The organism is Arthrobacter sp. LjRoot14 (genome assembly GCF_964253905.1).
Lineage (GTDB): Bacteria > Actinomycetota > Actinomycetes > Actinomycetales > Micrococcaceae > Arthrobacter.
On the sequence record NZ_CAXURL020000001.1, the window covers coordinates 3,159,251 to 3,185,008 of the forward strand.

19 protein-coding genes and 2 tRNA genes are annotated in these 25,758 nt (G+C 65.1%); 8 read left to right on the forward strand and 13 right to left on the reverse strand.

The genetic code is table 11. The features are described from left to right. The first annotated feature begins 2 nt into the window (after positions 1-2). From ACSQ12_RS14225 to ACSQ12_RS14240, 4 genes are all read left to right on the forward strand, one after another. Positions 3-470, forward strand: a complete 468-nt coding sequence (locus ACSQ12_RS14225) for a tRNA (cytidine(34)-2'-O)-methyltransferase (RefSeq protein ID WP_436065813.1) — start codon at positions 3-5, stop codon at positions 468-470. 257 nt (positions 471-727) lie between these two features. After that, complete coding sequence (locus tag ACSQ12_RS14230) at positions 728-1,333, forward strand: sigma-70 family RNA polymerase sigma factor (RefSeq protein WP_209743446.1); 606 nt, start codon at positions 728-730, stop codon at positions 1,331-1,333. Position 1,334: 1 nt separating this feature from the next. Continuing rightward, complete coding sequence (locus ACSQ12_RS14235; RefSeq protein WP_209743444.1) at positions 1,335-2,219, forward strand: anti-sigma factor; 885 nt, start codon at positions 1,335-1,337, stop codon at positions 2,217-2,219. Positions 2,220-2,356: 137 nt separating this feature from the next. Next, the gene (locus tag ACSQ12_RS14240; protein WP_436065814.1) at positions 2,357-3,118 is read left to right on the forward strand and encodes a MerR family transcriptional regulator; all 762 of its coding nucleotides are present in this window, start codon (positions 2,357-2,359) and stop codon (positions 3,116-3,118) included. An 18-nt stretch (positions 3,119-3,136) separates the two neighbouring features. Here the strand turns inward: ACSQ12_RS14240 and ACSQ12_RS14245 are convergent, their stop codons facing one another. From ACSQ12_RS14245 to ACSQ12_RS14260, 4 genes are all read right to left on the reverse strand, one after another. Beyond that, positions 3,137-3,913: a PIG-L deacetylase family protein gene (locus ACSQ12_RS14245; RefSeq protein ID WP_209743440.1), complete on the reverse strand. Its 777-nt coding sequence runs from the start codon at positions 3,911-3,913 to the stop codon at positions 3,137-3,139. Between the two features lie 4 nt (positions 3,914-3,917). Then, positions 3,918-4,871, reverse strand: coding sequence for an electron transfer flavoprotein subunit alpha/FixB family protein (locus ACSQ12_RS14250; RefSeq protein ID WP_209743438.1), 954 nt, complete (start codon positions 4,869-4,871; stop codon positions 3,918-3,920). Between the two features lie 13 nt (positions 4,872-4,884). Next, positions 4,885-5,685 (reverse strand): electron transfer flavoprotein subunit beta/FixA family protein, encoded by an 801-nt coding sequence (locus ACSQ12_RS14255; protein WP_436065815.1) that lies wholly within the window; start codon positions 5,683-5,685, stop codon positions 4,885-4,887. Positions 5,686-5,962: 277 nt separating this feature from the next. After that, on the reverse strand, positions 5,963-7,597 hold the full coding sequence (locus ACSQ12_RS14260) for a trypsin-like peptidase domain-containing protein (RefSeq protein ID WP_436065816.1): 1,635 nt from the start codon (positions 7,595-7,597) through the stop codon (positions 5,963-5,965). A gap of 298 nt (positions 7,598-7,895) precedes the next feature. On the opposite strand from ACSQ12_RS14260, the gene ACSQ12_RS14265 reads away from it, so the two are divergent. Both ACSQ12_RS14265 and ACSQ12_RS14270 read left to right on the forward strand, forming a co-directional pair. Further along, positions 7,896-9,944 (forward strand): TPM domain-containing protein, encoded by a 2,049-nt coding sequence (locus ACSQ12_RS14265; protein ID WP_436065817.1) that lies wholly within the window; start codon positions 7,896-7,898, stop codon positions 9,942-9,944. 111 nt (positions 9,945-10,055) lie between these two features. Beyond that, positions 10,056-10,847, forward strand: coding sequence for a PspA/IM30 family protein (locus ACSQ12_RS14270; RefSeq protein WP_436065818.1), 792 nt, complete (start codon positions 10,056-10,058; stop codon positions 10,845-10,847). 90 nt (positions 10,848-10,937) lie between these two features. On the opposite strand, the gene ACSQ12_RS14275 is transcribed toward ACSQ12_RS14270, so the two are convergent. Beyond that, positions 10,938-12,182 (reverse strand): hypothetical protein, encoded by a 1,245-nt coding sequence (locus tag ACSQ12_RS14275; protein ID WP_436065819.1) that lies wholly within the window; start codon positions 12,180-12,182, stop codon positions 10,938-10,940. A gap of 209 nt (positions 12,183-12,391) precedes the next feature. Here ACSQ12_RS14275 and ACSQ12_RS14280 point away from each other — a divergent pair, with 209 nt between their 5' ends. Further along, on the forward strand, positions 12,392-13,816 hold the full coding sequence (locus ACSQ12_RS14280) for a cryptochrome/photolyase family protein (protein ID WP_436065820.1): 1,425 nt from the start codon (positions 12,392-12,394) through the stop codon (positions 13,814-13,816). A gap of 37 nt (positions 13,817-13,853) precedes the next feature. Here ACSQ12_RS14280 and ACSQ12_RS14285 read toward each other — a convergent pair whose 3' ends face one another. From ACSQ12_RS14285 to ACSQ12_RS14305, 5 genes are all read right to left on the reverse strand, one after another. Next, positions 13,854-14,792, reverse strand: coding sequence for a cytochrome b/b6 domain-containing protein (locus tag ACSQ12_RS14285; protein WP_436065821.1), 939 nt, complete (start codon positions 14,790-14,792; stop codon positions 13,854-13,856). A gap of 339 nt (positions 14,793-15,131) precedes the next feature. Next, positions 15,132-15,208 (reverse strand) — tRNA-Met (locus ACSQ12_RS14290). 202 nt (positions 15,209-15,410) lie between these two features. After that, positions 15,411-15,484 (reverse strand) — tRNA-Met (locus ACSQ12_RS14295). Positions 15,485-15,716: 232 nt separating this feature from the next. Further along, positions 15,717-18,737: a UPF0182 family membrane protein gene (locus tag ACSQ12_RS14300; protein ID WP_436065822.1), complete on the reverse strand. Its 3,021-nt coding sequence runs from the start codon at positions 18,735-18,737 to the stop codon at positions 15,717-15,719. Between the two features lie 152 nt (positions 18,738-18,889). Continuing rightward, positions 18,890-20,053 carry a YlbL family protein gene (locus ACSQ12_RS14305; RefSeq protein WP_436065823.1) on the reverse strand — a complete coding sequence of 388 codons (1,164 nt, stop codon included), beginning with the start codon at positions 20,051-20,053 and terminating at the stop codon, positions 18,890-18,892. A gap of 219 nt (positions 20,054-20,272) precedes the next feature. Here ACSQ12_RS14305 and ACSQ12_RS14310 point away from each other — a divergent pair, with 219 nt between their 5' ends. Beyond that, positions 20,273-21,724, forward strand: coding sequence for a zinc-dependent metalloprotease (locus ACSQ12_RS14310; RefSeq protein ID WP_436065824.1), 1,452 nt, complete (start codon positions 20,273-20,275; stop codon positions 21,722-21,724). Between the two features lie 20 nt (positions 21,725-21,744). Here the strand turns inward: ACSQ12_RS14310 and ACSQ12_RS14315 are convergent, their stop codons facing one another. The 3 genes from ACSQ12_RS14315 to nudC all read right to left on the reverse strand — a co-directional run bounded on the left by ACSQ12_RS14315 (position 21,745) and on the right by nudC (position 25,644). Then, positions 21,745-22,380 carry a M48 metallopeptidase family protein gene (locus ACSQ12_RS14315; protein WP_209743416.1) on the reverse strand — a complete coding sequence of 212 codons (636 nt, stop codon included), beginning with the start codon at positions 22,378-22,380 and terminating at the stop codon, positions 21,745-21,747. Continuing rightward, positions 22,380-24,560 (reverse strand): ATP-dependent DNA helicase UvrD2, encoded by a 2,181-nt coding sequence (locus ACSQ12_RS14320; RefSeq protein ID WP_374100824.1) that lies wholly within the window; start codon positions 24,558-24,560, stop codon positions 22,380-22,382. Before ACSQ12_RS14320 ends, ACSQ12_RS14315 begins: the two co-directional genes overlap by 1 nt. A gap of 70 nt (positions 24,561-24,630) precedes the next feature. Further along, positions 24,631-25,644 carry an NAD(+) diphosphatase gene (nudC, locus tag ACSQ12_RS14325; protein ID WP_436065825.1) on the reverse strand — a complete coding sequence of 338 codons (1,014 nt, stop codon included), beginning with the start codon at positions 25,642-25,644 and terminating at the stop codon, positions 24,631-24,633. Positions 25,645-25,758 lie beyond the last annotated feature (114 nt).

Consider the following 25,758-nt stretch of genomic DNA (forward strand, 5'->3'; position numbering starts at 1 on the left):
CGGTGTTCCGCATTCTCTTCCACACTCCTGAAATTCCCGGCAATACGGGCAACGCCATCCGGCTGGCTGCCATCACAGGCGCCGAACTGCACCTGGTGGAGCCTCTGGGCTTTGATTTTTCCGACGCCAAGCTTCGCCGCGCCGGCCTGGACTACCATGACCTCGCCGTCGTGACGGTGCACAAAAGCATCGAGGCCGCCTGGGAGGCTTTGCAGCCTGAGCGCGTCTACGCGTTCACGTCCGACGGCGAAACCTCCTATGCGGACATCAGTTACCTCGCCGGCGACGTCCTCCTCTTCGGACCGGAATCTGTGGGACTTCCGGAGGAACTCAAGCACGATCCGCATGTGACGTCCCGGGTGCGGCTTCCGATGCTGCCGTCCCTGCGGTCCCTGAATCTAGCCAACGCGGCTTCGATCGCGGTCTTTGAGGCCTGGCGCCAAAACGGCTTCGCCGGCGCCAAGCTCTAGCGCGGCAGCGCCCGGAGGCTTCCGCTCCCCCGCGCCGGCAGCCCGCCAATTTGCAGAAATCGCCGCCCATCCATCGGTGCATGCACTCCGAATTACCTGTAGAGGCCAACCCGGCCCAACCACAGGATTGCGAGGAGCGGCAGGTGACTACATTGCAGGTCCGCCGGTACCAGGCCCGGCGCCCGGAGACCCACCGCGACGTTCCCAGCGCCCCTGCTGACAAAAGATCGGCCGGGATCGACTTATGCTTGGGAGTGATGGAAACTCCCAACGCCCCAAACCCAGAGGCCACTGCTTCCCCTGGCACTTCGGCCGACGTGAACCGCCGGCTTGGCGACCTGCTGGCTCGAATCGCCGACGGGGACCAAGAGGCCTTCGCGGAGTTCTACGAATTGACGTCGCGGCGTGTGTTCGGCATGGCCCGCCGCGTCCTGATCGACCCCGAGCTCAGTGAGGACACCACCCAGGAAGTGTTCCTCCAGGTCTGGCAGAACGCGGCAAAGTTCAATCCGGAGGCAGGCAGCCCGCTGGCCTGGCTGATGACTATTTCGCACCGCCGGGCGGTGGACAAGGTGAGGTCCTCCCAGTCGTCAACCGACAGGGAGGCCAAGTACGGGGCCAGCAGCCAGGAGATTGACCATGACTCCGTCTCGGACGAGGTCGGAAGCAGGCTGGAAGCCGAGGCCGTGGTCAGGTGTCTGGATACCCTCACCGAGACCCAGCAGCAGTCCGTCCGGCTGGCCTACTACGGCGGGCTGACGTACCGCGAAGTCGCGGAGAAACTGAACGCCGCCGTGCCCACCATCAAGTCCCGCATCCGCGATGGACTGATCCGTTTGAAGACCTGTCTGGGGGTGAGTTGAGATGACCGACATGAACCAACCGAACAGCAGCCGTTCCTCCGGAATGTTTGCCCATGACATCGCCGCGGACCTGGCCGCCGGCCGCGCGGTGGAACTGGCGGAATTGTATGCCTTGGACGCCGTGGACCCCGCCGAACGTTCTGCCATTGAGGACTACATCTCGGCCGCGCCGGCGCCGGAACGGGAGGCGTTCGATGAGCGTGTGCGGCAGGGACGCGAAACGCTGGCCGTTACCTTTACTGCCGAGGAGGAACCGCCGGCCGGGCTGTTCGACCGCATCCTGGCACAGCTGCCCGCGCAGTCCCGGAGCCAGCTTCCGGCACAGCCCGGCACCATGCCCACAGCTGCTCCCCCGTTCCACGGACATGCGCAGGAACCGGGCCGGGCTCCAGTCGCCGATGAACTCGGTGCGGCCCGCGTGCGCCGCGAAGAGCGTCGCCGGGCACCGGGGCTCCGCAACTGGCTGGTGGGCGTGGCAGCGGCCGCTGTCATCGCCCTGGGTGGAGTGGGAGTGGGCGCATACGTGGCCAACCAGAACGATCCGCTCAACCAGGTGCTCCAGGCCCAGGATGTCCGGGAGGCAACTGTCGATGTCAGTGGCGGAGGCACGGCCACCGTGGCCATTTCGACCTCCAAGGACGCAGTCGTGGTCAAGATGAACGGCGTCCCGGCTCCTCCTGCCGGCAAGGTGTACCAGATGTGGCTGATCCCCAAGGACGGTTCCGCTCCGGTTTCGCAGGGGCTCATGGACGCGGAGGCACTGTCCAAACCGGCCGTCGTGAAGGGCATTCATTCGGCGGCGGCACTGGGCATCACGGTTGAACCGGTCGGCGGTTCGGCGTCGCCCACTCTGCCGACGGTTGCCGCGGCTCCGCTCGGAGCCTAGCGGGACGCTGTTTTCCAAACCGGCCTGCCGGTGCCGCCACACTGGCGTGCACCGGCAGGCCGCGGGCTTTAAGCACTACCCCGATTCACCGCTACGAGTGTTGACTTTGACACAACGTCAACTTTTACGATGGAAGCATGAAGCAGAAGGAGCCCCGCGGCTGGTCCATTGCCGAGGTTGCGCGGCTGAGCAACGTCTCGTCCCGCACCCTCCGGCACTATCACCAGCTGGGTATCCTGGATCCCGCTTACACCGGGCAGAACGGCTACCGATATTACGCCCAGGAGCAGCTGCTCCGGCTGCAGCGGATTCGCCTGCTTCGCGAACTTGGCCTCGGCCTCGAAGCCATCGCCGAGGTCCTCGCCGGACAAACCAGCCAGCTGGACGCACTTGCAGTGCACCGTGAGTGGCTGCTGGCTGAACGCGACCGCCTCAGCCGGATGGCCGCCACCGTAGATGCCACCATGACAGCGCTAAGACAAGGAGACACCATGTCCGCCGAGGAAATCTTCAAAGATTTCGACAACAACCCGTACGAGGAAGAGGCCCGGCAGCGCTGGGGCGACCAGGCCGTTGAAGACAGCAAAGCACGTCACGCCGCGATGAGCGACGCCGCAAAAAAGGCGTTCATGCAGGAAGCACAGGACATCAACGAGGAGCTGGCGCACTGCTTCGATGCCGGCCTGAAGGCGGCAGCGCCGGAAGTCCAGGCCGTCGTCGACCGGCACTATAAGTGGGTTTGCGCCAGCTGGACCCCGGACGCCGAAGGCTACGTCGGCCTGGGCCGCATGTACGTCGAGGACCCCCGGTTTACTGCCTTCTACGACAAGCGCCGCGCAGGCCTGGCTCCCTACCTTTTCGAGGGGATCAAGACCTACGCGGCAGCACGGCTCAGCTAGTCCTGCGCGGGCGCAGCGCTAGAAGCCCGCAATAGTCCCCGGGCCGTTAACGGAGACCACGTGGAAGGCCTCGGCGCTGTGTCCGGAGGGCATTCCCGCCCGTTCGCCGGTAGCCAGCATGAGCCCCCGGACCGTCCGGTCCATCGCTTCGAGGTCCGGGTGCTGGCTGGCGTGCACGTGGATGGCCTCGAGTTTGTTGTCCACGTGGGCTGTGACGTCCACGAAGTGGTTTTCCCGCTCCTCCGGCCCGGCAAACAACCACAGCCAAGGTAACTTGTAGGCCGCCAGGCCCGCTTCGGCAAGGTCGGGGTAGGCGAAAGGGTTTTCCAGGGCGGGATAAACCGCCCGGGTGACGGCTTCGCCTACGGCCAGGTGATCCGGGTGGCTCTTCTGGATGCGGTTCCAGTTGCGTTCAGGATGCATGGAAAGAACGACGTCGGGCCGGATCTCACGGATCAGCTTCACCACTCCCCTCATCACCTCGTGCGTGGGCTCCAGATAGCCGTCCCGTTCGTGCAGGTAGTGGATGTCCGTCACGCCGACGAGTGCGGCGGCGCGGCGCTGCTCTTCGGCCCTCATGGCCACTATTTCTTCGCGCTGCGCGGGGTCGAAGCCGCCGGCATCGCCGTCGGTCATGATGCAGTAGCTGACCTCAACCCCCGCCCCGGTCCAGGCTGCGATGGTTCCGGCGGCACCAAAGTCGACGTCGTCCGGGTGGGCGGTAAAACAAAGGACCCGCTCAACCCGGTGGTGTTCCGGATTGAACGGGCTTTGCGCCGTAGCGTTGGTGCTCAAATCATCAGCCCTTGCGCTTCTTGATCTCTTCAGTCGCCTGCGGAAGGACCTGGAAGAGGTCCCCGATGATCCCGAAGTCGGCAATTTCGAAGACGGGCGACTCGGCATCCTTGTTGACAGCAACGATGACCTTGGCGGTCTGCATGCCGGCCTTCTGCTGGATCGCGCCGGAGATGCCCGCCGAAATGTACAGCTGAGGGGAAACGGTCTTGCCCGTCTGGCCCACCTGCGCATCGTGGCCGATCCAGCCGGCGTCCGTAGCGGCGCGGGACGCACCCACGGCAGCGCCAAGGGCGTCGGCAAGCTCCTCCACCGGGCCGAAGTCGCCATCCACGCCGCGACCGCCTGCCACCACGATCCGGGCTTCGGTGAGGTCCGGGCGGCCGCTGGCGGGCTTGTCCTTGCGTCCAGTGATGCGGGCAGCGCCGGCCGTGGCAGAGCCCGGAACGTCAACGGTGAGGACTTCCGGGCTCGCTGCCGCAGCGGCGGGTTCCGGCGTGACACTGTTCGGCTTGACCGTCAGCACGGAAACGGCCGTGGTGGCCTTGGCCGTGGTGGTATAGGAGCCTGCCAGGACGGACTTGTGGGCAGTGCCGTCCGCTTCGACGCCCACGACGTCCGTAATGACACCCGCGCCGAGCTTGATGCCCAGCCGGGCTGCGATCTCCTTGCCGTCGAACGAGTTCTCCAGGAGCACAGTGGTGGCGCCTGAAGCCGCAACGGCACCGGCAAGGTAGGCGGCCTTGGGACCAATCAGGTAGGCGTCCAGGTCCTCGGACGACGGACGGAAGACGGCCGTGGCACCCTGGGCGCCCAAGGCGGCTACGACGTCGTCGTTCAGCGCGCCGTTCACGGCGACGGCCGTCTCACCCAGCGAGCGGGCGATTGTCAGAAGTTCGAGGCTGCTCTTCTTGAGGGCCTGGCCGGGGTTGTCAATGAATACAAGTACTTTTGCCATGTCGGGGATCCTCTTAGAGCAGCTTCTGGGCGGCCAGGAAGTCCACCAGCTTGATGCCGGCGTCGCCTTCGTCGGTGATGATGGTGCCAGCGGTGCGCGGCGGACGTGGAGCCGCCGTCTTCACTTCGGTCCAGGAACCGGCCTTGCCCACCTGTGCGGGGTCCACACCGATCTCCGCGAGCGTGAGCGTGGTGATCGTCTTGCGCTTGGCCGCGATGATTCCCTTGAAGTTGGGGAACCGGGGCTCGTTGATCTGGTCGGTCACGGACACGACGGCGGGCAGTGTTGCCTCGACGGTGTCGTAGTGGGTGTCGCTGTCGCGGCGGGCGATGACGCGGCCGCCGTCAACTTCGAGTTCGGAGGCAAACGTGACCTGCGGGAGGTCAAGCCGCTCTGCAAGCTGCGCGGGCACCAGGGAGGTTTCGCCGTCGGTGGATGCCATGCCGGTCAGGACCAGGTCCACCGGGCTGTCGGCTCCGAGGTGCCGGACGGCTGCAGCCAGCGCCAGGGAGGTTGCAGCGGCGTCGGATCCGGCCAGGGCGTCGTCACGGAGGTGTACGCCCTCGGTGGCGCCGATCTGGAGTGATTTCTTGATGGCGTTAACGGCGCCCGCCGGACCCATGCTGAGGGCGATGACCTGGTTGCCGGCTTTGGCTCCGCCGCGGGCCTCGGTCAGTTGCAGTGCAGCTTCCAGGGCGTATTCGTCCAGCTCGGACAGGATGCTATCGGCGCGGTCGGTGGTGTTGTCCTCGTCGCTGAGGTGACGGTCCAATTGCGCGTCTGGCACATGTTTGACCAGAACGATGATCTTCAATGTCTCTTCCACTTTCTGTACAGCAGCCTTCCATGCTTGTGGATAGCCAGCCGGGTGAGGTTATGGCCGCGGATCTCCCCCGGGGTGCGGGTAGATCCAAGCTAACCATATAGCGGGGCACCCGCGCCGTCCCGTTAACGCCTGTGTCAGGTCGGCCTCGGGACCGCGGGTTAACACCGTGGAGGCGGGACCACCGTACCGGTGTCCCCGCCTCCACGGTCGGGTTACTGCGTGCCCGGGGCGTGTCCTGCCCTTTGCTCGGCACGTAATGCGGACCTTACTGCTCCGCTGCCGCGCCAAGCGTCACGTCAACCTGCTGTTCCTGGCCCCCGCGCTGGATAGTGACCTTCACAGACGCGCCCGCAGGCTGTTCCCTGACCGCTGCTGTCAGCTGGTTGGGATCGCTGATGGTGAGGTCGTTGAACTTCGTGACGACGTCGCCCACCTTAAGCCCGGCCTTGGCAGCAGCGGAACCGGACTCCACCGTGGCCACTTCGGCGCCCACCGAGAAGGAAGAGCTTGACGACGTCGATGACTTCGCCTTGACACTGACTCCGAACTGGCCGTGCGTCGCCTTGCCGTTATCGATGATCTCCTGGGCCACGCGTTTGGCGTGGTTGATGGGAACGCTGAAGCCCACGCCGATGTTGCCGCTCGTGCTGGAGCTTGAGTCACCACCGGCCGAGGCGATGGCCACGTTCACGCCGATGACTTCACCCTTGCTGTTGACCAGGGCGCCGCCGGAGTTGCCGGGGTTGATGGCGGCATCGGTCTGGATAACGTTGATCGAGATGGAGCCCTGGTTCGAGGCGTTCTGGCTCTGGCCGCCGTCCGGCGGCGCAAACTGGAAGCCGCCCTCGCCATTGCTCTGCGAATCGTCCGCTCCGTCCTTCGGCGCGGCAGAAGAAGCCACGCTGATGGTCCGGTTCAGGGTGGAGACGATGCCATCGGTGACGGTGCCCGTCAGGCCCAGGGGTGAGCCGATGGCGATGGCGGTGTCGCCCACATTCAGCTTGCCGGAGTCACCGAGGGTTGCCGGAGTCAGCCCGGACGCGTTGTCCACTTTGATGACAGCCAGGTCGCTCAGGGGATCCGTGCCCACGATCTTCGCGGTGAGGACCCTGCCATTACTCGTGCGGACTTCGATGGTCGCGTTGGCCGTTTTGCCGTCCAAGGTCACCACGTGGGTGTTCGTCAGGATATGGCCCTCGTCGTCGAGGATAATGCCCGAGCCGGTGCCGCCGTCGCTTCCGCTCGTCGCCTTGATGGTCACAACGCTCGGCGACGCTTTCAGCGAAGCAGCAGTGATGACGTTGACGTCGTCCTTGTTGTTCACGATCACGGTGCCGGGCTGGCTGCCGGTACCGCTGACGGCAGACGTGGAACCGTTGTTCAGGAAGGCGTCGCTGGCCGCCACTACGCCGCCGCCCACGAGGCCGGCGGCAAGGATGCTGGCCACCAGGGTTCCCACCCCGAAGGCAGCTTTCCGCTTCGGGGCACTCGCGGGGTCCGAGGCATAAATGCTGCCCTGGTGGTGCTGGTTGGCCTGATAGGGGCCACTGGCCTGGGGGGCTCCGGCACCTGAGTACGTGCCGCTTCCGTGGGCGCCATGCTGGGTGGAAGCACCGGCCTGCTGACCGTAGAACGGCTGGTGCTGCGGATAAACGGGCTGCGGAGCACCGTCCGCGCCGGGGTGCAGCTGTCCATTGTCGGACCGTGCCTGATCCAGCCGGACGGTCGGGTTGTCATGGTCTGAGTCTCCGGCCGGCTTCTCCGCTGACTGCGGCTGCGCCCGGTGCGCCGCATCCAGCGGCTGGGTGTCCGCATGAGGAGGCTGCGCCGGCCAGCCATCCCGGGGCTTTTCCGGACCCCTGTTCTCAGGCGATCCACCCTGTGCTGGGTTCTCAGTCATTAGACTTCCTTTCGTCCTTGTCTGCCTTTAACTATGGACCCTCAGACTGAAGCTAAAGCGGACGTTGGCTGGGAGGTTCCTGAACGCCGTCGGAATCCATTTTTTGCGGTCCGAACCATGCGTGCAGCGCTTTTCGCTGGTGGCATATTCCCCGTTGTGGACGGGCAATTTGGTGCACCATAGAATCAAATGGAATTGCCACAGCGACCTGCGGCTTTACACATGCGTGGGGGCGCTGCTGCATTCTGTGACGACTGGCTCGGCCCGAATCAGTCGCAGAAGTGCTGAAGGGTTGCACATGCGGTCTAAGTTCAAACGTCTCCTCGCCGTGATCGGCCTTGCCGGGTTGCTGGCGGTCCCCGCCACCTCAGCCTGGGCCGAACCACCGGTGACCATGCCGTCCGGCCAAAACATCGTGGACAACGCCAATGTCCTCGGAAGCCGTAAGGCCGAAGTGCAGGACGCAATCCAGAAGCTCCTCAAGGACCACAAGTACAACCTGTACGTGGTCACCGTGAAAAAGTTCGAAAACCCCACGGATCCCAAGGCATGGGCCCAAGAAGTGGCTAAGAACAAGGGCATGGGCAAGGCCGACGTAATACTGGCTATGTCGGACGAGGGTAAGTACTATTTCGCCCCGAATTCAACGAGTTCCATAGCCTCCAAAACGAGCAACATCACCCAGAACGCCATCGTGGCCAACCTTGCCGGTGGCAAGAAGGACTACGCCCAGGCCGCCATAGACACCGCCTCGGCGGTCGGCGACGCCGCCGGTGGCGGCAGCGGAACCGTCTCGTCCGGTGATGGTGCCGGAGCGGCAGTACTGGTCGGCACCGGCGTCGTTGTGGCTGGTGGCGCCGGTGCTTACCTCTACTTCCGGAACCGCCGAAAGAAGGCTGCAGCGTCGAGCGCCAGCTATGGCCCGCAGGGTGCGGAACTGGACCCCTTGGCTTCACTCAGCGTGGACGAACTGCGCCGGAAGAGCGGTTCGCTGCTGATTGAGGCGGACAACGCCATCAACTCGAGCGAGCAGGAACTCGGCTTCGCCCAGGCGCAGTACGGAGACGCCGCCGTCGGGAACTTCACCAAGGCGCTGCAGGAAGCCAAGGGCCACATGTCCGAGTCGTTCAAGCTGCAGCAGCAGCTTGACGACCACATTCCGGACACCGAAGAGCAGCAGCGCAGCTGGCTCGGCGAAATCATCCGCCGTTCGGAGGCGGCACTGGCTTCCCTCCAGGAACAAAAGGCAGACTTCGACTCCCTGCGGGAGCTGGAGAAGAACGCGCCGCAGGCCCTCGCCGCAGTGAACGCCGGTGCCAAGGATGCTGACGCCCGGATCGCCAGTGCGGAGCAAACGCTGACTGAACTGCGGGCCAAGTATGCCGACAGCGCCCTTGCCCAGGTCTCGGACAACATCGGGCAGGCCAAGGAGCGGCTCGCCTTCGTGCAAAATGCCAGCTCAACTGCCAGGGACAAGCTGGCCGCCGGCGAGGGCAGCCTGGCCGCGGTTGCCGTCCGCGCCGCCGAAGAAAGCCTGCACCAGACAAAAGTATTGCTCGAAGCCATCACGAAGGTCTCCGGAAGCCTGGACGAGGCACGCAACAGCCTTGAGGCCGCCGTGGTTGACACGTCCCAGGACCTCGCCCAGGCCAGGGCGATGATCCAGTCGGGAGCCCACCCGGAACTTGCCGGTCCGGTAGCCGGAGTGGAAGCTGCCCTGGCACAGGTCAAGGCGGAGATCCAAGGTGGGAAGATCGATCCGATTGCCACGCTGGAACGGGTGGAAGCGGCCCATCAGTCACTGGATCAGTCCCTGACCGGCATCCGCGACCAGCAGGAGCAGGCCCGCCGTGCGCAGGCCTCGCTGCAGCAGACCATCATGTCGGCCCAGGCCCAGATCAGTGCCACCTCGGACTACATCACCGCACGCCGCGGCGGTGTAGGAACCGAGGCACGGACGCGCCTTGCCGAGGCCCAGCGGAATCTGGACTATGCCCTGTCCATATCCCGCAATGATCCCGTCACTGCCCTGACCTATGCCCAGCAGGCCCACGCACTCGCAGCCCAGGCTGCGCAGCTCGCCCAGGGGGATGTGGACAGCTTCGGCTACGCAAACCAGGGCTATGGCCGTGGCGGTATGTTCGGCGGCGGCGGCGGCGGTGGCGGTGGCCTCGGCGGCGCCATCCTGGGCGGCATCCTCATCAACTCCATCCTCAACGGAGGCAGCGGCGGCGGCTGGGGCGGCGGCCACAGCGACGGCGGCGGCTGGGGTGGCGGCGATTTCGGCGGCGGAGGCGGGGACTTCGGCGGCGGCGATTTCGGTGGCGGAGACGCCGGCAGCTTCTAGCCGATCCACAGACTAGGCGGCGGCCGGTTCCGCCGGCCGCCGGGTAGAAACGGTACATCAACTGTTCACTGAATTCAGTGGCGACCACTGAGCAGGATGAAAGGCAACACCATGGTTAAGCAGTCCATTTTCGGCCGTATGGCGCAGCTGGCAAAGGCGAACATCAACTCCTTGCTGGACCAGGCTGAAGATCCGCAGAAAATGCTGGACCAGATGGTCCGCGACTACACGAACAACATTGCCGAAGCTGAATCTGCCGTTGCGCAGACCATCGGAAACCTGCGGATGCTCCAGGACGACTACAACGAGGACGTCAAGAACGCCCAGGACTGGGGCAACAAGGCCCTGGCAGCGTCCCGCAAGGCCGACGAGTACCGGAACAGCGGCGACACCGTAGACGCCCAGAAGTTCGACAACTTGGCCAAGGTCGCCATCCAGCGCCAGATGTCGGCCGAGAACGAGGCCAAGGCTGCCGAGCCCAGCATCGCTTCGCAGACCGAAGTTGTGGAAAAGCTCAAGACCGGCCTGGACCAGATGAAGGGCAAGCTCAACGAGCTGACCAGCAAGCGCAATGAGCTGGTGGCCCGCTCCAAGACCGCCGCCGCGCAGTCCCAGGTTCACGACGCACTCAAGAGCATCGACTTCATGGACCCCACCAGCGAGGTGGGCCGCTTCGAAGAGAAGATCCGCCGCGAAGAAGCCAAGGTCCGCGGTCAGCAGGAACTGGCCGCTTCCAGCCTTGACGCACAGTTCAACCAGCTCGAAGACCTCGGCGAACAGACCGAGATCGAAGCCCGGCTCGCGGCTTTGAAGTCCGGCGGCGCGAAGCCTGCCATCGGATCGTCGGCCAATTCCACGGCTGACGGCTCCACTGTTGAAGAAGCTGATTTCGACAAGCTCTAGGCACCGCCTCCGGTGTTTGGCCGGACATCAGAGAGGCCGGGGTCCCATCAAGGGGCCCCGGCCTCTCTGCGTTGCTCAGTGCGGGCAGTGCTAGCGCACAGTGACAGCAGGTTCTCCTGCCGTGGTCAGCCCAGCTCCGGACGCCACGCAGCTCCCGGAACGGACATCGCCGTCGTTATAGACCTGGCGCACGCAGTTGCGCAGGGCCAGCTGGCCCCAGTAGTTGGGATGCAGGGATTCCTGGATGTAGTAGTCGCTGAACACGGTACTGGCGGTCCGGACCTCGTTGATCCATTCGCTGACGTCCGCGGCGCCGGCGCTCCGCCAGTCAGTCAGCGCTGTGTTGTTCAGCTTCTTCGTTGTGTCCGCACACAGTTCGTGGCCGGTAAACAGCGCGGCCACGTTCAGCGTGTGAACGCCGTCCAGGCCCGAAGCAGCGATGCCGGCCGAAATGGTGGAGTTGATGGCGGGGACGGCAGTACCCGAAGCCCAATCCAGGTCCGCGTTCCAGAATCCGCAGCCGTAGGTGCTCTGCCTGTTGAACCCTGCTTCGGAGTAGGCGATGTTGGAACTCCGTGGCAGGGGCGAGACGTAGTTTTGCACCAGCAGGCTGTATTCACCGGGCGCGTAGCCGGCGCCGGCCATGGCCTTGGCCACGTTCGCGAGCGAGGCGCCGATCCGGGATGCCACTGCGGCCCGGTTGGTGGCCGAAAAGTTCGTAGCTACCGTGGTGGAGTCCTTGCAGTAACTCGGAGCCCAGGACGGGCTGGTCATGAACTTCGAGACACAGGTGGCGATGATGCCGGCAAACCCAAGATCGTTTCCGCCCACGGAGACCACCACCATCGTGACCCGGTGGGCCGATGCGAAGTTCTGCAGGGCAAGGGCCTGACCCATATTGCCTGCAGCATCCTTGTAGAAATCCAGTCCCGGCTTGAATTCGCCGGAGGAGTTCCAGGACGTGGCCGTCTTGGCACCGGAACACGCCAGATTCGCTGACTGTGCCTGCCCGATCCTGATCTCCGCCGAGGAGGAGCGGTGGCAGCCGGCCGTGCTCTCGGATTGACCGGCATCAAGATAGGCCGCGTCACCCAGCGCATCAGTCTGGCCGGGATCGCTCGAGTTGCCGGCCCAGCGGCCCGCTTCCCCCGAAATGTAGGAATCCCCTACGCTGACCACCCACTCATCGCCGCCGACGGGCGCTGCGTGGGCCGGAGGGGCAATGACAGCGGACACAGTGGCAGCGGATGCGATTGCCGCAACGAGCGCCCTGGTGGCCCAGCGCCACCGGCGAGCTGTCCCGGGCCGCGTGGCCGGGGAAAGGAGTAGCTTCATTGGTCATCCTTTTTTCTGCGCGCGGCAACGTTGCGGCGAACAGGTGGCCGGCATCCGGCCGCCTCCAGCCGGGTGCCGATGTCAACAGGAAAAGGCCTGATCCGAACGGAACCGTCCGTGCGGAGAATGAACGCAGGGGACGACTGGAGCGAGTCTACGGCCAAGTTACCGGCCGGTAAATAGCGCCGTGCTGCGTGTACCTTGGAACCATGCCTTCCACCATTGTCTGGCTCCGTGACGACCTTCGCCTCGATGACAATCCGGCCCTGGCCGATGCGGCGGCCCTGGGCCACCCGCTGACCGTCGTCTACATCCTGGATGAAGAATCACCGGGGGTGCGGCCCCTTGGCGGGGCGGCCAAGTGGTGGCTCCACCATTCACTGGCGTCCCTGGCCGGCGCCCTGGAAGCGGCGGGCTCCCGGCTGGTCCTTCGACGCGGGAGCGCCGCCGGAATCATCCAGGAGCTGGCCGCCGACACCGGAGCCACCCACCTCAGGTGGAACCGCAGGTACGGCGGACCCGAACGCAGCGTCGACGCCGGGGTCAAAGCCTGGGCAGGGGAACAGGGACTTGATGCGGCGAGCTTCCAGGCCAGCCTCATGTTCGAGCCATGGACCGTCCGCACCGGGGCAGGCGGGCCGTACAAGGTATTCACGCCATTCTGGCGCGCCTGCCTCGAAAGCGGGGAGCCACGGGTGCCCGCCGATGCCCCGGGCACCCTGCCTCATCCAGCCGGGCACAGAGACGGCGGGCTGCCGCAAAGCGACGACCTGGATGGCTGGGCGCTGCTCCCCCGCACGCCCGACTGGAGCGCAGGACTCGCAGAACAGTGGACGCCCGGCGAAGCCGGCGCCCACAGCCGGCTGGAGGACTTTCTGGACGGCCCTGTCGAAGAGTATGGATTCGGCCGCGATCGGCCGGGAGTCGAAGGCACCAGCCGCCTCTCCCCCCACCTTCGCTTTGGTGAAATCAGTCCCTTCCGCGTCTGGCATGCGCTCCGTGAGCGCTTCCCGCGCCAGGCTCCCGCCGACGTCGGAATCTTCCGCTCCGAATTGGGCTGGCGCGAGTTTTGCTGGCAGCTTCTATACGAGAACCCGGAACTGGCCAGCCGAAACTACCGTCCCGACTTTGACCCGTTTGAGTGGCAGACGCCATCGGACGCCGAACTGGAAGCCTGGCAGCAGGGCCGGACGGGCTACCCGCTGGTGGACGCGGGAATGCGCCAGCTGTGGCAGACGGGTTGGATGCACAACCGCGTCCGCATGGCTGCCGCGTCCTTCCTGGTGAAGAACCTGCTCGCGGACTGGAGGCTGGGCGAAGCGTGGTTCTGGGACACGCTGGTGGACGCCGATTCCGCAAGCAACCCGGCCAACTGGCAATGGGTGGCGGGCTCCGGAGCGGACGCCTCCCCCTATTTCCGGATCTTCAACCCCGTGACGCAAAGCAAGAAATTCGACGCCGCCGGCCGCTACCTGCGGGAGTTCATTCCGGAAATCGCGGACCTCAGTGACAAAGAGATCCACGAACCGTGGAAAGCGCCGGAACTGGCCGCCGGGTATCCCGAGCCTGTGGTTGGCTTGCCGGAGTCACGTGAGAGGGCCCTGGAGACCTACCAGAAGCTCAAGGACAGCTAACCGGCGGCACGGTTCAGGAGCCCCCGCTGCGGACCGCTCAGCGGCTGCTGACCTTGCCCATCAGGGAAGCTATGGGACTCAGGAAGAGCGGGCGTGCCAGGAACCAGGCGGCGACCATCACGGCAACTGACGCCGCGAAGATGCCGAATCCCACCCAGCTGACGTCGTCGCTGCCGCCGTACATGTGGTTGAGGTTCCGGAGGGCGCCGGTGGCCAGCACCAGGAAAACGTGGACCACAATGAAAGCGACGAAGTAGATCATCACCGGGAAGTGCACGGCGCGGGCAGCCTCGATCGGGTAGGCCTTGTTCAGCGCCTTGGCATTCTTGGGCCACGCCGAGGACATCCGCAGGCCTGTGATGAACGCCAGGGGCGCCGCGATGAAGACAGTGAGGAAGTACGTCAGCAGCTGGAGGGCGTTGTAATTGACCCAGCCGTTCTCCGTTGGCCAGTTCAGCGAGGCGTACTGCAGCGCGGCCGAGAGCGCGTTGGGGAAGACATCCCAGCTGGTAGGCACGATCCTGGCCCACTGGCCGGTGGCGAAGAGGAGGACGGCGAACACGATGCCGTTGAGGATCCACAGCGCGTCAAGGACGAGATGGAACCACAGCGCCAGGCTGATCTTCGTCGGCGCGTTCCTGGTGCGGACCAGGCCCTTGTTGTTCCGGGTCCAGTAGGCGGCCGGACGCGTCTGCGTGCGCACCTGCCAGCCGGAACGGATGATCAGCAGCAGGAAGAAGCCGTTGAGGAAGTGTTGCCACGCCAGCCATGCCGGGAAGCCCACGGGAGTTCCCTCGGGCAGCTCTGAATGGCCCGGGTAGGCCGCCAGGAAGTCCTTTACCCCGGCGAGCCCTGTGACCCACTTAGCGAGCAGTACCACGAGAAGAAGGGCTACGAGCGCGGCCGGCACTGCCCAGTACAGCTTGGCCCATTTGCTCTTCGCAGTTCCGGACTTCTTCTTGGTTGGTAGAGACATCGAGCAGCATTCCTCTCGAGAATGATCGACTAGAAACAGGGGGGTCCACCCTGCCGGGTGCACCGACAGGAGCGGCGGCCGGGTTAAGTGCGCCTTAATAGCTTGAATCATGAACAGCGGAAGAGCGAACCCGTGCGAGGCGGCGGTCATGCCCCGCAATATAGCGTCCACTTCCTGGCAGCGACGGCCTGCCCATGCGGCGATCGACATCGAACAGCCACGTGGCACCGCAGGACGTTGCCTCCGCGAATGAGAATACTAGGAAATGCTAGTAGTCGCTGTGCTTCAGACAAGAAAAGAGGCCCTGACCGGAATAATTGCCGGTCAGGGCCTCTCATATGGTTGCGGGGACAGGATTTGAACCTGTGACCTCTGGGTTATGAGCCCAGCGAGCTACCGAACTGCTCCACCCCGCGTCGCTTGATCAACACTACCCTACTTTTGGGACCGCCCCGACCACCACCAAGGCCGGGCCACGGCCGACGCGCCGGACGGCCCGCCGTGCGGTCCGCTCGACGGCCCGCCGGACCGACCGCCGGACGGTCCAGGAGCAACCCGGTGGCGGCAAAGCAAAAGGCCCGGAAATCTCTTTCGAGTTTTCCGGGCCTTTTCCATCAGTTGCGGGGACAGGATTTGAACCTGTGACCTCTGGGTTATGAGCCCAGCGAGCTACCGAACTGCTCCACCCCGCGTCGCAAGAACAACACTACCTGCCGGTGAACTTCAGACCAAATTGAGAGGACGTGATCTGCGTCTCCGCGCCGAAACCGGCCTTCCGGACCGGCGCTACCCGGCCCGGGAATTGGTTCCCCGCCGGAAACGGCAAAGGCCGGTTTCCCCTTCCTTGTGGAAGGGAAAACCGGCCCTTGTGGAGGGGAAAACCGGCTGGCGCGGGCGGGCGTTACGGGGAGGCCGCCCTCCTGATCAATTGCTCGGAGACGGCGACGGCGTCGCGGTAGCCGACGGGGCCGCCGTGGGAGCCGTGGTGGCTCCCGGCGTCGGCGAGGCACCTTCGGCACCGAGCTTCGCTTCGGCGTCGATCGCCTTCTGCAGGGCCGCGGACAGCTTCTTCTGCTGCTCGCCGTAGGCGGCGAAGTCCCCCTTGGCCAGAGCCTCCTGGCCGGCACGGATGGCTGCGTTCGCCTCATCCAGCGCGGCCTTCAGCTCCGCCTTGGCGTCCGTACCACCGGTGGCCGGCGGAGTGCTTCCTCCGGCTGCGGGCGGCGGCGTCTGGCCGTTGTTGGCAAAGTCACCGGCCTTGGCGCCCGACTGGCCGCCGAAGAGCTGGTTCAGCGCTTCATCCAATGTCGGCGCGAACCCGATCTTGTCACCGAAGGCAACCAGCACGCGCTGCAGTGTGGGGTAGGACGTTTCGCCCGTGGAGCGCAGGTAGACGGGCTGCACGTACAGCAAACCGCCGCCCACCGGGAGGGTCAGCAGGTTGCCGTTGAGGACGGCGGACGCGCCTTGCCGGAGCAGGTTCAACGCCTGGGACACCGTGGGATCGGAGTTGAACTTGTTCTGGGCCTGGCCCGGGCCCGGGACCTGAGCTTCCGGGGGAATCTGCAGAAGCCGGAGCTGGCCGTAGCTTTCCGCCTTCACGCCCTTCTGGTTGCCGGCATCGGAGTCCGCAGCCAGGAAGCCATAGAGCACGTTGCGGGCGGTCCCGTTGACCACCTGCGGAATGAACGAGGAGGTGAGCTGGAAGGCCGGCTTGTCCTGGTCAGGCATCTGCAGTGACATGTAGAACGGCGGCTGCTTGACCTCTTCCTTGACCGTTGGATCGTTCGGCACGGACCAGGCATCGTTGTTCGTGTAGAAGTTGTCCGGCTGGGTGACGTGGTAGCGGCCCAGCAGCTCACGCTGAACCTTGAACAGATCCTCGGGGTAGCGGACGTGGCTCATGAGCGCACCGGACATCTCCGAGTACGGCTTCAGGGAGGTCGGGAAGACGTTCTGCCAGGCCTTCAGCACGGGGTCCTGGTCGTCCCAGGCATAAAGCGTCACCGAGCCGTCATAGGCGTCAACCGTTGCCTTCACGGAGTTGCGGATGTAGTTCACCGAGCTGTTCGGCAAGGCGACCGTGCGTCCGGCCGTGGTCTGCGAATCTGCGGTGGCCGCGGAAAGCTGCTCCTGCTGCGAGTACGGATAGTACTGGCTGGTGGTGTAGCCGTCCACTATCCACTTCACGCGGCCGTCAACCACCGCCGGGTAGGCGTTGCCGTCGACCGTGAGGTAGGGGGCAACCTTTTCGACGCGGTCCCTCGGGTTGCGGTCGTAGAGGATCTGCGACTCGGTGTTCACGCCGTCGGACAGCAGCAGGTCGGACGATTGGAACTTGATGGCGTAGAGGACCTTGTTGAAGAAGCTGCCCACGTTCGGGCCGCCGTTGCCGGTGAAGGTGTACTGGGTTTCGCCGTCGCCCTCCTTGCCGGCAGGGCGGTCCTGCTCACGGTGCGGCGAACCCTCGGGTGCCCCTACGATCGAGTACTCGGGCGAGTTTTCGCCGAAGTAGATCCGGGGCTGGTAGGTCGAATCGTTGCCGAGCACGCCGGTGGATGGAATGCCGGCCTGCAGGAACTCAGGCTTGCCGTCGGCGGTGAACTTGTTGCCCTTGGCGGCCACTACGCCGTAACCGTGGGTGTAGACCACGTGCCGGTTCAGCCAGGACTGCTGGTTGGCGCTGAGGCCGTCCGGGTTCAGCTCGCGGACGGCAATCACAGTGTCCTGCACCTTGCCGTCAACTTCATACCGGTCCACGTTGAGCGCGCTCGGGAACTGGTAGTAGGGACGGTACTGCTCGAGCTGGGAGAAGGCGTCCGAAATCAGGTTCGGGTCCAGGAGGCGGATATTGGCAGTGGTCTGCGCGTCCGGTGCCAGGGCGCCCGTGGTGGCGTTAGTGGTGGCGTTGTACCGCTTCTCCTGGATCTTATCCAGGCCGTAGGCGGCACGGGTCATGCTGATGTTCCGCTCGATGAACTGCCTCTCCAAGGTCTGTTCCGACGGGCGCACCTGGAACTGCTGGATGACCCACGGGTAGACACCGCCGGCAAGGATGGAGGTGATGACCAGCATTGCCGTGCCGATGACGGGCAGGCGCCATTTGCCGATCACTGCGGCGACGATGAACAGGATTGCCACCAGCGCAGCCGCTACAGCCAGGATCGACTTGGTGGGGATGACGGCGTTGACGTCCGTGTAAAGGGCGCCGGCCCAGCGTCCGTTGCTGTTCTGAACTGAGGAATAGCGGTCCAGCCAGAAGTTCACGCCAAGCAGAAGCAGGAAGACCGCACCGGTGACGGCGAGGTGGATTTGCGCGGCACGGCTGGTGAAGATGCCGCGTTCCATGATCCGGATGCTGCCGTAGAGGTAGTGCGTCAGGATTCCCGCGATACCGGCGACCACAACAACGCTGATGAGGAAGCCGGTCACGAAGCCAAGGAACGGAAGGGTCATCAGGTAGAAGCTGATGTCCAGGTTGAACTGCGGATCGTTCTGGCCGAACGGCTCCTGGTTCAGGAACAGCAGCACTTTCTGCCACTGGCTGGCGGCAGCGCTTCCGGCAAAGAGACCGAACAGCACCGGCAGGCCGATCATGACCACGCGGCGGACGGGTTCCAGTTGCGCCTGGTAGCGGTTCAGGTTGTCCCTGATCTCCGAGTCCGGCGCGTAGACGGGACGGGCGTGGTACGCGATGCGGATGGCATAGAACATGGCAACGAACATCAGCGCGAAGCCGGCAAGGAAGATAATGATCCGGGCCAGGTTCTCCGTGAGGAATACTTCAAAGAACCCGAGCTGCTGGTACCAGAGGACATCGGTCCAGACATTGGCGAAGAAGATGAATCCGACCACAACCAGTGCTACGACGATCAACGTCGGCGTCAAGGCACCTCGCCTTGGCTGGGGTCTTCCGGGCGGAGTGGAGCTGGCGGGACGGGACAAACTCGGTACCTCATAGCTGGTTGTCAGTTACTGGTCTTGTAAAGGTGCGCGTGATGATGTGCTGCTGGAACTACCGCGTCGCCCCGAAGACGGGGCTCAGCAACAGTCACTAGTGCCACGAGTGGCACTGGTGCTTAGTTCCTGCAATTAGTCTAGTTGCTGGTGCACGCGGGAAGCCCGGATGTGTCCCCGCCTGAACCGATCACGGTGACGGCTTCCCGCGCCTCAGCCAGGTTCTCGACTTTGACCACCTGCAACCCGTCCGGAATGTGTCCCACCACTTCCGAGCAGTTGGCCGCCGGCGCCAGGAACACGTCGGCGCCGTCCGCCCTGGCCCCGTACATCTTCTGTCCGATCCCGCCGATGGATCCCACGACGCCGTCGGGCGTGATGGTGCCGGTCCCGGCGATGTGTTTGCCTCCGGTCAGGTCCCCCGGCGTGACGGTGTCGATGATGCCCAGGGCGAACATCATGCCCGCGCTGGGGCCGCCCACCTTGTCGAGGGAAATCTTGACGTCAAAGGGAAACTTGAAGTCGTACTGCAGCAGCACACCGAGGATGAACTTGCCTGCCGCGTTCTCGGTGGGGGTGATGGTTTCGGTCACCGGCGAACCGTTCCGGTCGACGACGACCGTGGCCGGCTTCCCCTGCCCGGCGGCAAGTTCCTCCTGCACCACGCTGAGCGACGTCACAGGCTTGCCGTTCACAGTGTTGAACACATCGCCGGCCTGCAGTTTTCCGGCGGACGCCGACCGCTCTGCAAGGTCCGCCACCCGCAGTTTCTGCTCAAAGGGAATATCAAGTTCCTTCAGGGCGGAAGCCGTGGCGTTCTCCTGGGAGGTGGTCATGGCCACGGCACTTTCCTGCTGGGATTCCTCCCTGGTGACCCCGCTCGGAAAGATGAGCTCCTCCGGATAGACAGCCTTCGACTTATCCAGCCAGGCTGAGAAAGCCTCGAACACGCTGACCGGGCCGTTGGGTCCGCCGTCGACATAGACAGTGGTGAGGTCCAGGTTGCCCTTGGCCGGAAACGTCTCGCGGCCGGTCACGCTGATGACCGGTTTCCCGTTGTCATTGGCGAGGGTGTTAAAGGTTGGCCCGGGCGATTCCACGACATACGGCACGGGAAGGCTCGCGGCGGTGACACCCAGTGCCAGTGCCACCAGCCCTGAGGTCACCATGGCGGGGTAGCGGTTGTCGCGTGCTTTGGCCCGTCGGGACTTAGGCCGGCGCAAAAGACTGCCGCGTGTGCTCCCGCTGCCGTTTCCGGATTCCGCCGGATCCCCCGGAACCTGGTCACCCTGAGTGATTGTCAATGAAGGACCTCTCCGTACCTGCGCCCGCGGACGCGGCCCCGTGGCTGAACCGGATCGCACTGACGGCAGCCTGCAAATATTCCGATTACTAACACTACGCGTTGAGCAGGCGGTGCCGCTCTTTGCCTACAGCGAACGGGGCCGGATTCGGCAGACAGCCGCCAACGCACCGGGGTACCGTGAAGGTGAGCAACAGTCACACCGACGATCGGCGGGATCATGACCTCCAACCCACTCAATCCGTCCAATGGCGACGACGACAACCCCAAGGATCCGCTTGCGGAAATGCTTCAGAACCTTATGGGCGGGAAGGGCATGGGCGACATAGACCCCGCCGAACTGGCCAAGGCCGCAGGCCTTCCTGATGATCCGAACCTGCTTGCCCAGATGTTCTCGCAGGTACAGGCCATGATGAGCGCCCCCTCTGAAGGGCCCGTCAACTGGCAGCTTGCCCACGACAACGCGAGGCGGGTAGCGGCGAGCGGCACCGACCCCTCGGTCACGGCGCAACAGTCGCGCGATGTCGATGAGGCACTGCGCTTGGCCGAACTGTGGCTTGACCAGGTCACGGACCTCCCCGCGACAGGCTTGATCGGCCGCGCATGGTCCCGTGCAGAGTGGGTCGAGGAGACGCTCGGCACGTGGAAGCGGCTCACTGAACCGGTGGCCAACAGCATTGCCAATGCACTGTCCACCGCCATGACCGAGCAGATGCCCGAAGAAATGAAGTCCATGATGGGCGGGGCTTCATCCATGCTGCAGAACATGGGCGGCGCCATCTTCGGCATGCAGCTCGGCCAGGCCATCGGGGCCCTCTCTGCGGAAGTAGTGAGTTCAACGGACATCGGGGTGCCGCTGGCCGACCTTGAAATGGCCCTTCTCCCGGCCAACGTGGCCAAGTTCGGCGAAGGCCTGAGCCTGCCCGAGAACGATATCCGGCTTTTCCTGGCGGTGCGGGAAGCGGCGCACGCCCGGCTCTTCGTCCAGGTGCCCTGGCTCCGCGGCCACCTCCTGGGTGCCATCGAGGCCTATGCCCGCGGCATCCACATTGACACGTCCAAGATCGAGGAACTGGCGCGGGAAATCGACCCCGGCAACCCCGAAGGCATCCAGGAAGCGCTCTCCCAGGGTGTCTTCATGCCCCAGCGGACGCCCGCCCAGGAACAGGCACTGGAAAAACTGGAAACGGCGCTGGCCCTGGTTGAAGGCTGGGTGGATGAACTGACCGCAGCGGCCACGGAGAAGTTCCTGCCCTCGGCATCGGCACTGCGTGAGACCGTACGGCGGCGCCGTGCCACCGGCGGCCCGGCAGAGCACGCCTTCTCATCCCTGGTGGGACTGGAGCTGCGTCCCCGCCGCCTCCGCGAGGCTGCCGCCCTCTGGGCGTCCCTCAAGGAAGAACGCGGCACCGAGGGCCGGGACGCCATCTGGCAGCATCCGGACCTCCTGCCCACGGGCGAGGACCTGGACGACCCCCAGGGATTCAGTGCGCGACGCAAGCTCGCCGAAGCGAGCGATACGGAAGTGGATGACGCCCTACAGAAACTGTTGAACGGCGGATTCGACGAACCGGCCGCGAACGATGCCGGCTCCGACCACGACAATGACGGCACCGGCACGGAAACGGGCGGTGCAGGCACGGACGACGACGGCGGGACGCCGCGGGCCTGACCTGCTGGCTTTCCTGCCCGCTAGCTGAGCACTGACGGAACGTTGGTTCCGTCAGTGCTCGTGCTTTCTCCGTCAACGTCCGGTGAAATTCCGCGGGACGTGGCGAACGCGACGCCCTCCAGGAACGCCTTGGCCCGCTGGGTTTCGGGGTAGGCCTCCAGGAGGCGCCAGAACGCGGCGTTGTGCCCGGCGACGAGCAGATGCGCCAGTTCGTGCAGCAGCACGTAGTCGATCACCCATTGCGGCATGGGCCGCAGCTTGTCCGAAAGCCTGATGGTTCCGTCCGCCGGTGTGGCCGAACCCCAGCGGGAGTTCTGGTTACTGACCCAGCGCACCGAAGTCGGCACGGAACGGCCCCCAAGGTACTTGGCCGACAGTTCGGCTGCGTGCGCGGCAAGCGCGGCGTCAGTGGCCGGCTTGCGTTGTCCTGCCCCGCGCGACCGCCGGACTCCCTGCAGCCGGAGCTTCTCCAGCATCCGGTGGACCCATTCGCTTTCCTGTGCCTTGCTGAAATGGGCGGGGATGGCCACCACGGCCGTGCCGTTCTCCCAGAACGCGGCCACGGTCCGGCGCCGGCGCGCGGAACGGCGGACCAACACCGGGGCCCCGTCGGAAGTGGTCAGCGGAATCGCCCGTGGTTGGGCGCTTCCGGCCATCAGGCGCTGCCGCTTTCCGTGAGGACCTCGAGCACTGCCTCGCCGTATTTTTCCAGCTTCGAGGGACCGATTCCGGCCAGCTGGGACAATTCCTCCAGGGACGCCGGCCGTGCCTCCGCGATGGCAGTCAACGTCGCATCGGTAAACACCACGAACGCCGGAACTTCGGCTGCAAGAGCCACGTCCTTCCGCCACTGGCGCAGCGCGTCGAAGGTCTGTTCTTCATAGCTCGGCGGGCACTGGCTGCAGCGGCCGACTTTGCGTTCGGCACCGGTGGACAGCATGCTTCCGCAGACCCGGCACATCGCGGGTGTGGCCGCCTTCCGCCGGGGAGCCGGACCCTTGCCGCGCGCCGTCGAACTGGCCACCGAATCCGGCCGAAGGCCGTCCAGGAACCGTGACGGCTTCCGGTTGGCCCTGCCGCCGGGGGTCCGGGCCAACGACCAGGACAGCGACAGATGCTCCCGCGCCCGGGTGATGCCCACATAGAGCAACCGGCGCTCCTCATCCACGTCCTCCGGGGAGTCGGCGAACGAGATCGGCATGAGCCCTTCGCAGAGGCCCACGAGGAAGACCGCATCCCATTCGAGGCCCTTGGCGGCGTGCAGCGACGCCAGGGTCACCCCTTGAACGGTGGGGGCATGCTGGGCAAGCGACCGTTCCTGCAGTTCGTTGACAAAATCCGAGAGGCTGAACTGTGGGCCCCGGCTCAGCACCAGCTCATCCGCCAGTGCAACCAGTGCGGCCAGCGACTCCCAGCGTTCCCGCAGCGCTCCGCCGTTGTGCGGGGCGGATTCCGTGTAGCCCAGGGACGCCACGATGTCCCGGACCAGCTGGCCCAGGGGCTCGGGTTCCGAGGTTTCGGCAGCGGCCCGGGTGGCAGCCCTTAGTTGGAGGATTGCGTCCCGGACTTCCTTGCGGGCGAAGAACCGTTCTCCGCCGCGCAACTGATAGCCGATTCCGGCCGAAGCCAAAGCCTGTTCATAGGCCTCGGACTGCCCGTTGGTGCGGAACAGCACGGCGATCTCGCTGGCCGGAGTGCCGGCGTCGAGCAGTTCGCGGATCTTGATAGCTACCGTGGCGGCTTCGGCTTCATCGTCCGCGCACTCAGTGAACTGCGGCGGAGGCCCCGGCTGCCGTTGCGCGACGAGCTTGAGCGGCGCCGCCCACGCGGCGTCCGCCACAGGGCCGCCGCTGCGCCGTCCCGCGAGCAGGTCATTGGCCAGCTTGACCACCTGGGGCGTGGAGCGGTAATCCCGGATCAGTTTGACGACGTTGGCGCCGGGGTACATGGCTTTGAAACCGAGCAGGTGTTTGGGTGAGGCGCCGGTAAACGAGTAGATGGTCTGGCTGGCATCGCCTACGACGCACAGCTCGTCGCGTCCGCCCAGCCAGAGCTCCAGGAGCCGCTGTTGCAACGGCGAAACGTCCTGGTATTCGTCCACCACGAAGTGGCGGTACTGTTCGCGGACAGTGGCTGCCACCTTCGGGTCCTCCTGCAGGATCCCGACAGTGATCAGCAGGACGTCCTCAAAGTCGATGACGTTGCGGTCCGTTTTGACGTCCTCATAGGACTGGAACACCCTCGCCACGGCTGTCAGGTCGAACCCTCCGGGGTTGCCGCGGTCCTGCGCATTCTCGAGGTAGTTCGCCGGCGTCAGCATGGATACCTTGGCCCACTCGATCTCGGAGGCAAGGTCCCTGATGGATGCACGGTCTGTGCTGAGCCGGAGGCGGCGGGCGGCTTCGGCGATCATCTGCGCCTTGTGGTCGAGGAGGTTCGGCAGTGCTCCGCCGACGGCCTGCGGCCAGAAGAATTGCAGCTGCCTCAGCGCTGCAGCGTGGAACGTCCGCGCCTGGACGTTGCCCACCCCCAGATCCCGGAGCCGGCTCCGCATCTCCGCCGCAGCGCGCGCAGTAAAGGTCACGGCCAACAGCCGCTGCGGGCTGTAGACGCCTGAGTGCACCCCATAGGCAATGCGGTGGGTGATGGCCCGCGTCTTGCCGGTGCCTGCACCCGCGAGCACGCAGAGGGGGCCGTTCAGCGTGCTCGCAACCTCCCGCTGCTCGTCGTCCAAACCGCCGAGAATGCGCTCTTCCAGGGACCGGCTGTCCGGCAGGGCGGTACCGGGGGACGCGCCGTCGCCGGGCAAAGTGCGTTCAAAATTGTCAGTTGTCACTTGGTGCTCATGTCGATTGGTGCTTGGTGGATCAGTTCTGTCAGTCGGAGGTCCGCAGTGCGTGGTGAAGTCATTCGCCGGCCGGGCGGTCCTGGATGACGCCGCCGTACCAGTGCTCAATCAGGGAACGGGCAATGGACAGCCGGCTGGAAATAACGATCTCCCCGCTCAACACAGCGGCCTGGAGTTCCGCGCGGCTGAACCAGCGCGCCCGGGTGACCTCCACGCCGTCGGGCGTTGCCTCGGTGTCCAGTGTCCTGGCCGTGAAGCCCAGCATGAGCGAGGCGGGAAAAGGCCACGACTGGGAACCGAGGTACTGGGTGGCCGTAATCCGGACACCAACTTCTTCCTGGATTTCGCGGACGACCGCCTGTTCCAAGGACTCCCCCGGCTCCACGAATCCGGCCAGGGTGGAATAGTTTTTCGCATCGAGGGGCCCGCCGCCGCCCAGCAGGAGCCGGTCGTCCGGGCCCACCACGGTCACGATTATCGCGGGGTCCGTCCGCGGGTAGTGTTCGGAGTTGTCGGCGGGACAGCGTCGGACCCACCCCCCTGCTTCCACGACGGTCGCGGCACCGCACCGCGGGCAATGAACGTGCGTTGCATGCCAGTTGGCGATGGCACTGGCCTCGATGAACAGGGCGGTGTCCGTGGCGTTCAGGCTGGCCGCCACGTCCCGGAACCCCGTCCACACGGCGTCCGACGGGATTCCGGCGATGCCGCGTTCGAACTGCTCCGCCCGGACCTCGAACGGCTCGGGCAGGACAAAAAGGACAATTTCCGTACCTTCGTCCAGGTGCGAGCCAGCGAGGGCGGAACCGAGGTAGATGGTCATCGACGGCGGCGTTCCGGCCTCGCCCAGGCTCTCCGCGAGTCCGGCGGCATCCGTCAGCAGGAGGCTGTCGCCGCGGACCAGAGCCTGGCGGTGCGAGAGGACCATGGCCAGCGCCCGTCCTGAGCTGACCACGGAGTCAACCATGCCCGGTTTCATCCGGGCACCCGATCCCCTGTCAATGAAGGCCGGACGGACCGGTAGGACCGTGTCCATAAGGTGGTTCGCCGGGAGCCGCGTCAACGGTGGCATGCTGCCCCGGGACGCATTTTCTGTTAACTGGTTTTTGGATGCCGGGGACTCCGCAAGACTCATGTACCCACCGTACTGACTCCGGCTGACAATTGACATTTGCTCCGGCCGCTC

Excerpts from the sequence above, each read along its gene's own strand:
- ACSQ12_RS14265 (WP_436065817.1), top strand. The coding sequence starts at position 7,896 with ATGCGGTCTAAGTTCAAACGTCTCCTCGCCGTGATCGGCCTTGCCGGG.
- ACSQ12_RS14275 (WP_436065819.1), bottom strand. The coding sequence starts at position 12,182 with ATGAAGCTACTCCTTTCCCCGGCCACGCGGCCCGGGACAGCTCGCCGG.
- nudC (WP_436065825.1), bottom strand. The coding sequence starts at position 25,644 with ATGCCACCGTTGACGCGGCTCCCGGCGAACCACCTTATGGACACGGTC.
- ACSQ12_RS14250 (WP_209743438.1), bottom strand. The coding sequence starts at position 4,871 with ATGGCAAAAGTACTTGTATTCATTGACAACCCCGGCCAGGCCCTCAAG.
- ACSQ12_RS14280 (WP_436065820.1), top strand. The coding sequence starts at position 12,392 with ATGCCTTCCACCATTGTCTGGCTCCGTGACGACCTTCGCCTCGATGAC.
- ACSQ12_RS14285 (WP_436065821.1), bottom strand. The coding sequence starts at position 14,792 with ATGTCTCTACCAACCAAGAAGAAGTCCGGAACTGCGAAGAGCAAATGG.
- ACSQ12_RS14235 (WP_209743444.1), top strand. The coding sequence starts at position 1,335 with ATGACCGACATGAACCAACCGAACAGCAGCCGTTCCTCCGGAATGTTT.
- ACSQ12_RS14270 (WP_436065818.1), top strand. The coding sequence starts at position 10,056 with ATGGTTAAGCAGTCCATTTTCGGCCGTATGGCGCAGCTGGCAAAGGCG.
- ACSQ12_RS14315 (WP_209743416.1), bottom strand. The coding sequence starts at position 22,380 with ATGGCCGGAAGCGCCCAACCACGGGCGATTCCGCTGACCACTTCCGAC.
- ACSQ12_RS14230 (WP_209743446.1), top strand. The coding sequence starts at position 728 with ATGGAAACTCCCAACGCCCCAAACCCAGAGGCCACTGCTTCCCCTGGC.
- ACSQ12_RS14310 (WP_436065824.1), top strand. The coding sequence starts at position 20,273 with ATGACCTCCAACCCACTCAATCCGTCCAATGGCGACGACGACAACCCC.
- ACSQ12_RS14260 (WP_436065816.1), bottom strand. The coding sequence starts at position 7,597 with ATGACTGAGAACCCAGCACAGGGTGGATCGCCTGAGAACAGGGGTCCG.
- ACSQ12_RS14240 (WP_436065814.1), top strand. The coding sequence starts at position 2,357 with ATGAAGCAGAAGGAGCCCCGCGGCTGGTCCATTGCCGAGGTTGCGCGG.